The organism is Fodinicola acaciae, from assembly GCF_010993745.1.
Lineage (GTDB): Bacteria > Actinomycetota > Actinomycetes > Mycobacteriales > HKI-0501 > Fodinicola > Fodinicola acaciae.
This window is the reverse complement of record NZ_WOTN01000002.1, coordinates 2,060,714-2,074,019: the sequence shown is the minus strand read 5'-3', so window position 1 is coordinate 2,074,019 and position 13,306 is coordinate 2,060,714. Positions and strand designations below refer to the sequence as shown.

Below are 13,306 nucleotides of genomic sequence, written 5' to 3'. Positions count from 1 at the left end.
GTTTGGCGGGGGTTCGATGATTGTTGGGTTTGGGGGGTTTCCATGAATGTTGCGTTTTGGGGGGTGGTAGCGCCTTCGCGGCGGGCGACCTCAAGGGAGGGGCGCGCGGGGTTTCGCTGCTGGTTGGGTTGGGTGCCGCGAGTGCGGTTTGTTTGTGGTGTGGTCCGGTTTGTGGCTAGGGCGCCGGAGGTGCGATGACGTCCCGGTCTGTGGCGTGAGGGTCCAGTATGTGGGATACGAAGGCATGTGGAGCGCTAAATGTCTGGATTGCGAAGTTGGCGGATGGTGTGGATGTCGAGTTACTAGCGCTGGATGCAAGAAACGAGGCTTTCACGGCGCCGCGATCACTAGAGGCTGTGACAGGTGGGACTACTGAGGCTGGTGATGCTGTTGTGGCCGCTAACCTGCAACAGATGTCCGTTTTGATATCTTGTTAAACAAGTATTACGCAGCGAGCCGGGCTCAGATGAACGCCGGCTCAGTAAAATCGCCTCGCGCGTGTGTCGATTTCGGCGCGGGACTCACGTCCAGGTGGATGAGACGATCCACCGACAGACAGGAGAACCGATGACGACGTACACGCTGCTGCTCTTCGTGCCGGAGGACGACTGGGTCGGCAAGGCGATCCAGCGGGACGAGCTGCAGGCGCGGCACGCCGCGTTCGTCCGCGAGGTCGCCGCGACCGGCGCGAAGATCCTCAACGGCGTCGAGCTGACCGGTACGGAGGCGGCGACCACCATCCGCAAGCGTACGGACGCCGACGACACGATCACCGACGGTCCGTTCGCCGAGACCAAGGAGCAGCTCGGCGGCTACTACGTGGTGGAGGCCACCGACCTCGACCAGGTTATCCGGCTGGCCAAGCTGCTGCCCGAGCCGGCCATCGAAATCCGTCCCGTCGTTCAAGGAGGCTGACCGATGTCGAAATACGTGTTTCTGTTGTACGGCGTCGAAGCCGACTGGGAGGACACGCCGGAGAACTGGGAGGCGTCGATGGCCCAGCACGCGGCGTTCGCCGAGGCGGTGGCCGCGGCCGGCGCCAGCATCGTCGGCGGCGAAGCGCTCACCTCGACCCCGCAAGCGCGGACCGTACGCGACCACACGCTGGTCACCGACGGACCGTTCGCGGAGACCAAGGAGCAGCTCGGCGCGTTCTACGTGATCGAGGCCGCCGACCTGGAGCAGGCGCTCGCACTGGCGAAGCAGGTCCCCGAGACGGTCGTCGAAGTGCGGCCGGTCATCGCGACAGGCTGAGCCATGGGCAAGTACGCTTTGCTGCACTACAGCGATCGCTGCGTCGAGGTGCGGCCGATCCCGGAGCTTTCGTGACGTTGGACGTACGGGCCGCGGTCGACGCCGTCCACCGGCAGAGCTGGGGACGCGTGTTGGCCGCGGCCGCGCGGATCGCCAACGGCGACCTGCACCTGGCCGAGGAGGCCTGCCAGGAGGCGTTCGTGTCGGCGCTACGTACCTGGCCGGATCGCGGCGTTCCGGACAATCCGGTCGCCTGGCTGAGCCAGGCCGCGCGGCGCAAGGTCATCGATCGGCTGCGGCAGGAGGACACCATCCGCCGGCGGTTGCCGCTGCTCGCGAGCGACGACGGGCCAGAGGAGGAGGTGGACGCGGTGGCGGTCGACTTCGACGACCGGCTGCGGTTGGTGTTCACCTGCTGCCACCCGGCGCTGGCCGCCGAGGCACGCGTCGCGCTGACGCTGCGGATGGTGTGCGGACTGACGACGGCCGAGATCGCGCGCGCGTTCCTGGTCAGCGAGCCGACGATGGCCGCGCGCGTGACGCGTGCGAAGAAGAAGATCGCCGCCGCCGGCATCCCCTACCGCGTGCCGGCCGATCATGATCTGCCGGACCGGCTCGACGGCGTGCTGTCGGTCGTCCACCTGGTCTTCACCACCGGCCACGTCGCGCCGGTGCGGCCTGACCTGGTCGAACGCGCGCTCGACCTGGCGAGGGTGCTGGCGGCGTTGATGCCGGACGAGCCGGAAGTGCTCGGGCTGCTGGCGTTGCTGCTGCTCACCGACGCACGGCGGGACGCGCGTACGGACGCCGACGGCCGGCTCGTGCTGCTGCCGGACCAGGACCGGTCGCGGTGGGACTGGACCGCGATCGAGCAGGGTGGCCAGCTGCTGGAGCGCGCCGCGCGGCGCGTCACGGCTCCTGGCCGGTTTCTGATCCAGGCCTCGATCGCGGCCGCGCACTCGGCGCGTACGGCCGAGGAGACCGACTGGAGGGCGATCCTGGCCGGCTACGACCGGCTGCTCGCCGCGTGGCCGAGCCCGGTGGTCGCGCTGAACCGTACGGTCGCCGTGTCCTACGTACGTGGACCGGAGGCGGCGCTCGCCGACCTCGACACCCTGGCCGATGACCCGCGGCTGAGCCGCTATCACTACCTGCCGGCCACCCGGGCCGACTTCCTGCGCCGCCTCGGCCGGCTGACCGAGGCGGCGCAGGCGTACGAGGCCGCGCTGGCACTGGAACCGGCCGAGGCGGAGGCGGCGTTTCTCCGCGAGCGGCTAATGTCTGTCCGGTCAACGTTTTAGCGCTGCATCGGAGAGTCATGGCATACGGTCCGCCACCGCAGAAGAAGACCAACGTCGGCCTGATCATCGGCATCGTCGCCGCCGTGCTGGTCGTCTTCTGCTGCTGTGCCTGCGGTGTCGCCGGCTACCTCGGCTGGATCCCCGGCCTACACGTCAGGACCTGGTTTCGTTAGGGCCTGTCTCCATATTCCGGGGGGATGAGAGTCGAGATCCAAACGTCGGGTGCCGTTTGGGCTCGGCTATCGCCCCGCCGAATATGGAGACAGGCCCTAGTCGCGCGTCAGGCGGCGGTAGGTCACCGAGTGCGGCCGCGCGGCCTCCGGTCCGAGCCGTTCGATCTTGTTCTTCTCGTACGCGTCGAAGTTGCCCTCGAACCAGAACCACTTCGCCGGGTCGGCGTCGTCGCCCTCCCAGGCCAGGATGTGCGTCGCCACCCGGTCCAGGAACCACCGGTCGTGCGAGGTGATCACCGCACAGCCGGGAAACTCCAGCAGCGCGTTTTCCAGGCTGGACAGGGTCTCCACGTCCAGGTCGTTGGTCGGCTCGTCCAGCAGGATCAGGTTGCCGCCCTGCTTGAGGGTCAGCGCCAGGTTGAGCCGGTTGCGCTCACCGCCGGACAGCACGCCGGCCGGCTTCTGCTGGTCGGGACCCTTGAAACCGAAGGCCGACACATACGCACGGGACGGCATCTCGACCTTGCCCACCTGGATGAAGTCCAGTTCCTCGGAGACCACCTGCCAGACGTTCTTGTCCGGGTCGATGCCGGCGCGCGTCTGGTCCACATAGGACAGCTGGACGGTGTCGCCGACGCGTACGGTGCCGGAGTCGGGCTGCTCCAGGCCGACGATCGTCTTGAACAGCGTGGTCTTGCCGACGCCGTTGGGACCGATCACCCCGACGATGCCGTTACGCGGCAACGAAAACGACAGGTCCTTGATCAGCGCGCGGCCGTCAAAGCCCTTGTCCAGGTGGGACACCTCGACGACCACGTTGCCCAGCCGCGGGCCCGGCGGGATCTGGATCTCCTCGAAGTCCAGCTTGCGGGTCTTCTCCGCCTCGGCCGCCATCTCCTCGTAGCGCTGCAGCCGGGCCTTGCTCTTGGTCTGCCGCGCCTTGGGGTTGGAGCGTACCCACTCCAGCTCCTCGGCCAGCCGCTTCGCCGTCTTGGCGTCCTTGCGGCCCTGCACGGCCATCCGCTCGCGCTTCTTCTCCAGATACGTCGTGTAGTTGCCCTCGTAGCCGATGGCGTGGCCGCGGTCGAGCTCCATGATCCAGCCGGCCACGTTGTCCAGGAAGTAGCGGTCGTGCGTGACGGCCAGGATGGTGCCCGGATATTTGGCCAGGTGCTGCTCCAGCCACTGCACCGACTCGGCGTCCAGGTGGTTGGTCGGCTCGTCCAGAAGCAGCAGGTCAGGCTGCTGCAGCAGCAGCTTGCAGAGCGCGACCCTGCGCCGCTCGCCGCCGGAGAGCACGCGTACGTCCGCGTCGCCGGGCGGACAGCGCAGCGCGTCCATCGCCTGCTCAAGACGGCTGTCCAGCTCCCAACCGTCGTGCGCCTCGATCTTCTCCATCAGCTCGCCCTGCTCGGCCATCAGGGCGTCGAAGTCGGCGTCCGGGTCGGCCATCGCGTTGGAGACCTCTTCGAAGCGGGTCAGCCAGCCGCGCAGCTCGGCGACCGCCTCCTCGACGTTCTCGCGTACGTTTTTGTCCTCGGTCAGCGGCGGCTCCTGCGCCAGCAGGCCGACCGTCGACCCCGGCGCCAGCTGCGCGTCGCCGTTGGACGGCTGGTCGAGGCCGGCCATGATCTTCAGCACGCTGGACTTGCCGGCGCCGTTGGGACCGACCACGCCGATTTTGGCGCCCGGCAGGAAAGCCAGCGTCACGTCGTCGAGGATGACCTTGTCGCCGTGTGCCTTGCGCACCTTGCGCATGGTGTAGATGTACTGAGCCACTGAAGTGGATCCTCCGCATTCGCTTACGTCAGCTGTCATTGTCCCAGAGGGTGCCTGGAGTGGTCATCGCGGTGACCTACCCACGCTCGGCTCGCCAGGTAACGTGGAGTAGTGCGATGGAGCGTGAAGCCTGTGGCGTGGGACGACCCGGTGGGCGTACGGCTGCGCTCCGACCAGGAGGCCGAGCTGGCCGCGCGCTACCCCGACAACCCCGAGCCGGGCGACCACCCCACCGCTGACAACATCTCGGTGTTCCTGCTTGTTTCCGACGCGTTCACCGGCGAGCCGGTCGGCTGTGGCGCGCTGCGCGACCTGGACGGCGACGCCGTCGAGATCAAGCGGATGTACGTCGTGCCGAAGCAACGCGGACGGGGCGCCGGCCGCGCCGTGCTGGCAGCTTTGGAACAGGCCGCACGTGGCCGCGGCAAGAAGGTGGCGCGGCTGGAGACCGGCACGGAGCAGCCGGAGGCCATTACGCTCTACGAACGCAGCGGCTATGACCGGATCGAGGCATTCGGGCCGTACGCCGGAAATCCGCAAAGCGTCTGTTACGAGCGCATTCTGTAATCCGTCACACAGTGACGTTCTCGATGAACGCCGTCTTGCCGTACGGCCGTTAGGTTAAAGTTTGACTTGAGACGAACCGGGAATCCGGGTGGGGGGTGCATGCGTACCCGCTAAGGGAGGCTTTCGGTTGGGGACAAGCACAGCAGGCAGTTCCGATCGCGATTTCGTTGTCGTAGCCAACCGTCTGCCGGTGGACCGGGTGAATCATCCGGACGGTCGGGTGGAATGGCGGCGCAGTCCGGGCGGTCTGGTGACCGCGCTGGAGCCGATCATGAAAAGCCGCGACGGCGCGTGGATCGGCTGGTCCGGCGACGTCGACGCGGCACCTGACCCGTTCGAGAGCGAAGGCATGCATCTGCACGCGGTGTCGCTCACGAGCAAGGAAGTCGCGCGCTATTACGAGGGTTTCTCCAACGCGACGCTGTGGCCGCTGTATCACGACGCGGTGGCTCCGCCGGAGTTTCACCGCTCCTGGTGGGACACGTACGTCACGGTCAACCGGCGGTTCGCCGACGCGGCGGCGAAAGTGGCCGGCCCGGAGGCGTTCGTGTGGATCCAGGACTACCAGCTGCAGTTGGTGCCGGCGATGTTGCGGGCCCAGCGGCCCGACCTGCGGATCGGGTTTTTCCTGCACATCCCGTTTCCGCCGACCGAGCTGTTCATGCAGCTGCCGTGGCGGACCCGGATCGTCGAAGGCCTGCTCGGCGCCGACCTGATCGGCTTTCAGTTACCCGGCGGCGCGGCCAACTTCTTACGGTTGGCGCGCCAGCTTTGCGGCCTACAACCACACGGCCGCACGGTCGAGGTGTCGGACGGAAACGGCGGCAGCCGGACCGTACGCGCCGAGGCTTTTCCGATCTCCATTGACACCCGCGGCATGGCGGCGCTGTCCAGCTCGCCGGATGTCATCCAGCGGGCCAAAGAACTCTATGCCGAGCTCGGCGAACCGAAGCACGTGCTGCTCGGCGTCGACCGGCTCGACTACACCAAAGGCATCGGCACGCGGCTGCAGGCATATCGCGAGCTGCTGGAGGACGGCTCGATCACCGTGCCGGACTCGGTGATGATCCAGGTCGCCACGCCGTCGCGCGAACGCGTCGAGCATTACAAGGCGCTGCGCAACCGGATCGAGCTGCAGGTCGGCCGGATCAACGGAGATTTCGGCAAACTCGGCCATCCGGCCGTGCAGTATCTGCACCAGTCATACGGCCGCGACGAGCTGTGCGCGCTCTACCGGGTCGCCGACGTGATGCTGGTGACGCCGTTGCGTGACGGCATGAACCTGGTCGCCAAGGAATACGTGGCGGCGCGTACCGACCACGGTGGCGCGCTGGTGCTCAGCGAGTTCACCGGCGCGGCCGCCGAGCTTCGCCAGGCCTACCAGGTCAATCCGCATGACATCACGCATCTGAAGGAGACGATCGTGGCCGCGCTGAACCAGGACCCGGCGGAGGGGGCCCGGCGGATGCGTGCGATGCGCCGGCACGTCACCAACCACGACGTGAACCACTGGGCGGCGTCTTTCCTGGACTCGCTGCGAAAGTCGGACCGATGACCGGGCTGGCCGAGCTCGCGCGTACGGCAAAGCTGTTGGTGGCCACCGATTTCGACGGTGTGCTCGCGCCGATCGTGTCCGTACCGGCCGCCGCGCGTGCACTGCCTGCCTCCGTCGAGGCGCTGCGCGCGCTGGGTTCGTTGCCAGACACTGAAATCGCGGTCGTCTCCGGCCGTTCACTGGAGGTGCTTAGGCGGCTGCTGTCACCGCCCGACGAGTGGCATCTGGTCGGTTCGCACGGCGCCGAGACCACCGACAACACCATGGACATGGAGGCCGTACGGCCGGCGGCGGTGAAACTCGCCGCCACACTGGAACATCTGGTCGGCGCGCGTCCCGGTGTCGCCATCGAGCCGAAGCCGATCGGCGCGGCCGTACACGTGCGCAACGCCGCTCCGGACATCGCCTCGGCGGTGCTGGAGGAGGTGCGCTCGGGTCCGGCCACCGAGCCGGGGATCTTCGTGACCGAGGGAAAATGCGTGATCGAGCTGGCCGTTGTGGAGGTCAGCAAGGGCATCGCGGTCAACCAACTGCGCGATGCCTTGTCAGCCACCGCGGTGCTCTACGCCGGCGACGATGTCACCGACGAGCGCGCGTTTCGCGCCCTGCGAGACGGCGATCTCGGGGTCAAGGTCGGCCCCGGCGAGACCGCCGCCTCGCTCCGCGTCGAGGATCCGGAAGCGATGGCCGCGTTTTTCGAGGAGCTGTTGGCCCTGCGGTCAGCGGGCCGGTAGGACGAACGACGGCGTCGTCAGGTCGCGCTGCGTGCTGAAAGTCGGCAGACCGGTGCGCGGATCGCGGCTGAATTCGACCAGGTTGTTGGAAAGTTGGTTGGCGACCCAGATGCGGTTGCCGGTCACGGCGAAATGCCGCGGCCAGTGGCCGTGCACGCTCACGTCGGCGAGCACCTTCGGCGTCGCGCCGCGCACGTCGAAGGTGGTGATCACGTCACCGCCGCGGTTTGCGACGTAGGCGAACGCGTTGTCCGGCGACAGCGCGATTTCCGAGGGATAGTTGCGATCGCTGTAGGTCTCCTTGGTCGCCGGCTGCACGTTTCGCTCGGTGAGCGCGCCGGTCCGCTGGTCGTAGGTGTACGTACGCAGGGTGGAGTCGGACTCGCCGACCAGATAGACGGTGTCGTGCGGCGCGAACCGGAAGTGCCGCGGACCGGTGCCGGTCGGCACCTTCGTCACCGCGGTCTGCACCAGCTTGCCGTTTCTCAGCTGGTAAGCGAAAATCTCGTCGGTGCCCAGATCGGCGACCAGCGCGAACCGGCCGCTTGGCGCGAATCGCACCATGTGCGCGTGCGGCGACGCGCCCTGGTGCTGCACGACATCGGTGACCGCGCCGACCGTACCGTCGGCGTTGAGCGGGTTGACCGAGACGCTGCCAGAGCCGTAGTTGGCGGTCACCACGTATCGGCCGGTCGGGTCGACGGTCAACTGCGCCGGGCCCTTGCCGTTCACCGGCTGGGTGTTGAGCTGGCTGAGCTTTCCGGTGCGGCCCTTGGCAAATCCGGTGACCGTGCCGGCTTCCTGCTCGTCGACGGCATAGACGAACCGGCCGTTGGGGTGGTCGGCCAGATATGACGGCGCGGCCAGGCCGGTCGCCTCGCTGACGGTCCCGAGGTCCTCGCTGCCGACCGTGGTGATCGCGTGCGCGTACGAGCCGATGTAGAGCAGGCACTGCGGCGCGCGGCTCGCCGCGGCGGCGGTCGGCAACCCGACGCTGGCCGTGGCCGCGGTCGCTCCGGCCAACTTCAGAAAACCCCGGCGATCGGTCATCGCGTTCTCTCCCCAGTCTCGACTGAGAGCTACCTAAACGGATAACGCGAAGGCCGGCGAGTCACTGGCCGCATCTGGACAATACCTGCCGCTATTTTCGCACTATGCAGGCTGGTGCGGTGAGCTGCAGCGATTCTCCTGTCTGCCGTGGAATTCCGAACCTGTCCAACTGGAATCGGCGTAGGTTGTCGGAATTCTGGTTGGCGACCCACAGCTGGTCCGCCGCGGTCGCCAGGTGCCGCGGCCAGGCACCACCGATCGACACATCGGCGAGCGGCCGCGGAATGCCCGTGCTCACGTCGAATGCGGAGATGACGTCGTAACCCCGGTTGGCCACATAGCAAAACTGGCCGTCATCGGACAGCGCGATCTCGGACGGATAGTTGCGAACGCCGTTTTGTTCCTTGCTCGCCGGCCGCGCGTCCAGCTCGGTCAGCTGACCATTGTCATCGCGATAGGTGCGGATTGTCGAGTCGAGCTCGCCGACCAGGTAAACCCTGTTGTCCCGGCCGAAAACCAGGTGCCGGGGACCGACTCCTGGCTGGAGGTTGTTAACCGCTTGACGGACCAGCCGGCCACCGTCGAGCGCGTACGCGACGACCTCGTCGGTGCCGAGGTCGGCCACCAACGCGTAGCCGCCGCTCGGCGCGAAACGTACGACGTGGGCGTGTGGCCCCTCCTGCCGTGACTTGTCCGGACCTTCTCCTTGGTGCCGCACGAGATCCGTACGCTTGCCCAGACTGCCGTCGTCGTTGATCGGATGGACGATGACGCTGCCGGAGCCGTAGTTGACGGTCAACAGATGTTTGCCGGACGGATCGACGGTCAGGTGTGCGGTCGTCGAACCTTCCGCCGGCTCGGTGTTGAGCTTTGTCAGCGTGCCGTCGGCGTTTGCCCGGAAAGCGGTCACGCTGCCGTCGTCGCTCTCGTCAATGGCATAGAGCGCGTGGCCGGCCGGATGGATCGCCAGGAACGACGGCGATCCGGGGCTTTCCGTCGTCGCGACGACGCCGAGGCCGGGCGTGACCGTGGTGATGGCACCGGCGTAGGACCCCACGTAGAGAAAATCCGTCATGCCGGGATGCTATCCCGGTTAGGGTTGTCAGGTGGCCGACCGACGCGTGGAGCTGTTCGTCGACGAGAACGCCGATCCGCGAGCCGGCACGCGTACGACCGGCGACGAGCGAGCGATGCTCGCCGACTTCCTGCGCGCGCAACGGCAGACGCTGGAGCTGAAATGCGCCGGGCTCGGCGCGGAGCTGGCGACCAGATCCGTGGCGCCGTCCGCGCTTTCGTTGCTGGGTCTCGTTCGCCACCTGGCCGACGTGGAACGCCGGTGGTTTCGTCAGGTCCTCGCCGGAGAGGACGCCGCACCCCGTTTCTCCTCCGACGACGAGCCGGACGGCGATTTCGACGGCGCCACACCGGAAGTCGCCGCCGAGGCATGGGCCGCCTGGCGCGAGGAGATCGCCTTCGCGGAGGATTTCGTGGAAAACGCCGCGGATCTCGACGTCACCGGCGTGGATTCCTGGCGTGGCAAGGTGTCGCTGCGCTGGGTCATCGTGCACCTGATCGAGGAATACGCGAGGCACAACGGACATGCCGACCTGCTGCGCGAACGCATCGACGGCGCGACCGGTCTATGAGACGCCTGGCACGAAATCCGGCAGGACGTCATGGGCGACAGGCCGCAACGCGCGTACGACGTCCCCCGGGACGCCGTCGTATGGCCACCTCATCCGCGTACCGACCGGCGACCAGCCACCGAGCGCGGCGAGCAGTTTGTCCAGCGCCGCATTGCAATATCCGGACTTGGTGCGTAATTCCGCGACCGTGCCGTCGAGAAACCCGCGCAGCCGGCGCTCGGTCTGCATGGCAACGCCGTCGCCGCCGACGATCTGCCGCCACCACCGCACGGCCGCGACCGGATGCAGGCAGGCGACGTTGGAATACGCGCCGGCCGCGCCGTGCGCGTATCCGGTGGCGAGGTGGTGGCCGGGCACGAACATCGCGACTCGACCGCTGACCTCGCGCATGCCGGCGTACCAGGACCGGTCGCCGTCGCCGACCTTGATGCCGACGATTTCCGGCACGGCGTCGAGCAGCCAGGCATAGTCGTCGGCACCGAGGACGCGTTTCGCGTGTGGTGGGTGGTAAAGCACCAGCGGCACGCTCCCCGCCGCGTCCGCGAGGCGACGCAGATGGCTCCGGATTTCGTTGTCGTTGGGTGGAAACCAGTCAGGCAGGACCACCTGGATCGCACCTGGCGCGTAGGCGGCGGCTCTGCGTACGCGCTCAAGGGCGATCTGTGGACTCGGATGTGCCGCACCGATCTGGAACGGCACGCCGGCGCTGGCCGCCAGCTCGGTCAGCCGGCCGAACTCGTCTTCGGTCTGGCTCCAGAACTCCCCGCTCGACCCGTTGGTGTAGATGCCGTCCACGCCGGCCGACACCAACGCGGCAAGCTGCTTTTCCATGCGTGGCCAGGAAATCCGGTCATCGTCGTCGAGCGCCAGCAGCAGCGTGGCCCAGGTGCCGGTCAGCTTGTCAACGGTGAGCGGTCGCACCCAGCCATCTTAGGTGACGATCTCGCAATAGCCGTTGCACTCGTACGAGTAAAGGAATCCGCACAGACTGAAGCAATGGCAGCCGTGTGGCTGGTCGCATTCGCGCGAACAGGTGATCTCACGGCAGTAACGCGCCGGCTTGGAACACCAGTCGTCCTCGGTCGAGCACTCGCAGACATCGCAGGCCTCCGGCGCGACCACTCCCGGCTGGAGCGCCGGTCCGAGCGAGACGAACATCGCATGCACCTGGTCGCGCTCGAAAACCTGCTTCGCGGTGTCACGCAGGGCGTCGATCCGCGGCCGCGCGGCTGATCGGGTGGCCGGGTCGTCGCTGAACGTCGCCTCGTCGGTGGCCAGCGCCAAAACCTTGTCGAGCAGGTCGCGCTGCGCCGCCGACAGATGCGCGCCGCGCTGTCTGGTCAGCTGCTCGACCCACAGCTGGCTGCGTACGGCTGGAGACGACGCTTCGTAGATGGCACGCCGATAAGCCGGAGCGTGCGCCACCACCTCGTCGTATCTCTGCGGCAGCTTTCCAGCATTGGCGGCGACCCACTCGCGCGCCTGCGACCGCTGCCGATCGGCGCCCAGAGCCGGCGAGCTGCTGGTCAGCAGCACACCGGCGGCGACCGCGGCGCCGCCGCCGAGCCGCAGGAACTGGCCGCGTGTCAACGAATTCTTCGACGGCTTGTCTGGCCGGCGCAGCTCTCCGAGCGCGCTCAGCACGCGCATCGACGCCCGTGGTCCGAGGCGCCGCACCAACGGCAACGCCATCCGCGGACCGGTCCACGCACGTACGTCCTCGTCGAGCCGGATGAGCGTCGGAGCCCACACCGGGTCCGGCCCGAGCGCCTGCTGGCGCCAGGCCGTCACGTCGGCGCGACCGAGCGGCACGACCTCGAGCCGTCCGGCGCTCGCTCGTTCCACCGCCTGCGAAATCTCTCGGCACGTCGAGCAGGACGCGTCGAAAGCAACCATCCACCGAGCTGCCATCACAATCCCTCAACAAAGTCGGAGTCGGCAATTCCGGCATCATGCACAACTCGCACGCCAAGTTCAAGGGTTTCTTACCGAAGGCCGCGATTTTTCCTCGTAGTCAATGACAGTCATCAGAAGAGTTGACCGATTGCGGTCCAACCGCTCACGCTTCCAGTAACATATTTGAGCGCTAAACTGATCGCGCGCCGATGTGACAGCGATCACACCCTCTTCTCGTCCACATAACGATTGGATAACGACGGTGTCCGGATGGGGTCCGCAAACGTCGAGAGAATAGGAGCGGTGCGCAGCGGGGACGGGGAGGCAGCGAGGTGGCCAAGAGCCGAGTGGTTCTGGTTGTCGTGGCGAGCATCTGTGCGATCACCGCGGCCTGCGCGACACCACCACCCCGCCCGAGGGCCATCGCCGGTCGCGGCATGCCAAACGTACACGTCGTGGAGCCGCATGTCGCGCCGATCCGTCCGAAGGACGCGGCGGAGTGCCGGGTCTACGATCCGACCGGCAGGACACCGCGATACACCCGCATTCCGGACGTACCGTCGTTTCCGCCGCCGCCCCGGCCGGACGTCCAGGAAGTGCACGGCACCACGTCGTGGCTCGGCCTCGGCCGGCCACCGCGCCGGCCCGGCTCGGCGATCGTCGTCGACCGGATCCCCACCAGGCAAAAAGTGGTGTTCCTGACCATCGACGACGGCAGCGACCGCGACCCGCGTACGGACGCCTTGCTGCGCAAGGCGAAAGTGCCGGTGACGGTGTTCCTGGTCGGCACGGTGCAGCGTTGCGAGACGCCGTATTTCCGAGGAATGCAACGACTCGGCGCGCGGATGGAAAACCACACCGAGTTCCACCCGCTGATGCCGCGGCGCGGCCTGACCGGCCAGCGCAGGGAAATCTGCGGCCCGCAGCCGCGCTTCCAGAAGGCCTTCGGCCACCGGCCGCAGCTGTTCCGGCCACCGTACGGCATGTTCAACGCCGACACGCTGACCGCCATGTCCGACTGCAAGGTGCACTATCTGGTGCTGTGGACCGTGAGCGTCCACGACCGCAGGACGATCGGATATCCACACCGCCGGAGCCACACGCTCGAGCCCGGCGACATCATCCTGATGCATTTCCAGAACGACTTCGTCGAGTCGTACGCGACCGTGCTCAAGCTGGTCAAGGAGGCCGGCCTGACGCCGGCTCTGCTGGAGGACTATCTGCAGTAGAGCGTGTTTCAAAGTGCTGGCCAGCGGAGATTCTGGTGAGGGTTGTGTCGGCGTGTTGTTGGTCCGGTAGGTGAGGTCTCCGGTAGATCGATCAACGACGAAGAAGATCGTGATGTGCCGGA

General features: G+C 67.1%; 14 protein-coding genes. 9 read left to right on the top strand and 5 right to left on the bottom strand.

From position 1 onward, the window contains the following. Nucleotides 1-567 precede the first annotated feature (567 nt). The 4 genes from GNX95_RS25060 to GNX95_RS25045 all read left to right on the top strand — a co-directional run bounded on the left by GNX95_RS25060 (nt 568) and on the right by GNX95_RS25045 (nt 2,728). The gene (locus GNX95_RS25060) at nt 568-915 is read left to right on the top strand and encodes a YciI family protein (protein ID WP_163509816.1); all 348 of its coding nucleotides are present in this window, start codon (nt 568-570) and stop codon (nt 913-915) included. 3 nt (nt 916-918) lie between these two features. Continuing rightward, complete coding sequence (locus tag GNX95_RS25055) at nt 919-1,254, top strand: YciI family protein (protein WP_163509815.1); 336 nt, start codon at nt 919-921, stop codon at nt 1,252-1,254. A gap of 71 nt (nt 1,255-1,325) precedes the next feature. Next, on the top strand, nt 1,326-2,555 hold the full coding sequence (locus tag GNX95_RS25050; RefSeq protein WP_222853869.1) for an RNA polymerase sigma factor: 1,230 nt from the start codon (nt 1,326-1,328) through the stop codon (nt 2,553-2,555). Nucleotides 2,556-2,572: 17 nt separating this feature from the next. Beyond that, nucleotides 2,573-2,728 carry a hypothetical protein gene (locus GNX95_RS25045; protein WP_163509814.1) on the top strand — a complete coding sequence of 52 codons (156 nt, stop codon included), beginning with the start codon at nt 2,573-2,575 and terminating at the stop codon, nt 2,726-2,728. 96 nt (nt 2,729-2,824) lie between these two features. Here GNX95_RS25045 and ettA read toward each other — a convergent pair whose 3' ends face one another. Next, nucleotides 2,825-4,507, bottom strand: coding sequence for an energy-dependent translational throttle protein EttA (gene ettA, locus GNX95_RS25040; protein ID WP_163509813.1), 1,683 nt, complete (start codon nt 4,505-4,507; stop codon nt 2,825-2,827). A 123-nt stretch (nt 4,508-4,630) separates the two neighbouring features. Between ettA and GNX95_RS25035 the strand changes: the two genes are divergently transcribed. The 3 genes from GNX95_RS25035 to otsB all read left to right on the top strand — a co-directional run bounded on the left by GNX95_RS25035 (nt 4,631) and on the right by otsB (nt 7,363). Further along, on the top strand, nt 4,631-5,074 hold the full coding sequence (locus GNX95_RS25035) for a GNAT family N-acetyltransferase (protein ID WP_222853868.1): 444 nt from the start codon (nt 4,631-4,633) through the stop codon (nt 5,072-5,074). Between the two features lie 127 nt (nt 5,075-5,201). Continuing rightward, the gene (locus tag GNX95_RS25030; protein WP_163509811.1) at nt 5,202-6,629 is read left to right on the top strand and encodes an alpha,alpha-trehalose-phosphate synthase (UDP-forming); all 1,428 of its coding nucleotides are present in this window, start codon (nt 5,202-5,204) and stop codon (nt 6,627-6,629) included. After that, nucleotides 6,626-7,363 (top strand): trehalose-phosphatase, encoded by a 738-nt coding sequence (gene otsB / locus GNX95_RS25025; protein WP_163509810.1) that lies wholly within the window; start codon nt 6,626-6,628, stop codon nt 7,361-7,363. The genes GNX95_RS25030 and otsB overlap by 4 nt, the downstream gene beginning before the upstream one ends. Here the strand turns inward: otsB and GNX95_RS25020 are convergent. Together GNX95_RS25020 and GNX95_RS25015 are read right to left on the bottom strand one after the other, a co-directional pair. Continuing rightward, entirely contained in the window at nt 7,349-8,413 is a 1,065-nt protein-coding gene (locus tag GNX95_RS25020; protein WP_163509809.1) for a lactonase family protein, read from the bottom strand. The two genes, otsB and GNX95_RS25020, sit on opposite strands and share 15 nt — an antisense overlap. Nucleotides 8,414-8,504: 91 nt before the next feature. Then, on the bottom strand, nt 8,505-9,488 hold the full coding sequence (locus GNX95_RS25015) for a lactonase family protein (RefSeq protein ID WP_163509808.1): 984 nt from the start codon (nt 9,486-9,488) through the stop codon (nt 8,505-8,507). Between the two features lie 31 nt (nt 9,489-9,519). On the opposite strand from GNX95_RS25015, the gene GNX95_RS25010 reads away from it, so the two are divergent. After that, nucleotides 9,520-10,059, top strand: a complete 540-nt coding sequence (locus GNX95_RS25010) for a DinB family protein (protein ID WP_246281723.1) — start codon at nt 9,520-9,522, stop codon at nt 10,057-10,059. Here the strand turns inward: GNX95_RS25010 and GNX95_RS25005 are convergent. Beyond that, a complete protein-coding gene (locus GNX95_RS25005) occupies nt 10,054-10,980 on the bottom strand; it encodes a dihydrodipicolinate synthase family protein (protein WP_163509807.1) in 927 nt (308 codons plus the stop codon). The genes GNX95_RS25010 and GNX95_RS25005 overlap by 6 nt on opposite strands. Nucleotides 10,981-10,989: 9 nt before the next feature. Beyond that, nucleotides 10,990-11,904 carry a bacteriocin fulvocin C-related protein gene (locus GNX95_RS25000; protein ID WP_163509806.1) on the bottom strand — a complete coding sequence of 305 codons (915 nt, stop codon included), beginning with the start codon at nt 11,902-11,904 and terminating at the stop codon, nt 10,990-10,992. Nucleotides 11,905-12,287: 383 nt separating this feature from the next. Between GNX95_RS25000 and GNX95_RS24995 the strand changes: the two genes are divergently transcribed. Then, nucleotides 12,288-13,184 (top strand): polysaccharide deacetylase family protein, encoded by an 897-nt coding sequence (locus GNX95_RS24995; protein ID WP_163509805.1) that lies wholly within the window; start codon nt 12,288-12,290, stop codon nt 13,182-13,184. Nucleotides 13,185-13,306: the final 122 nt, after the last annotated feature.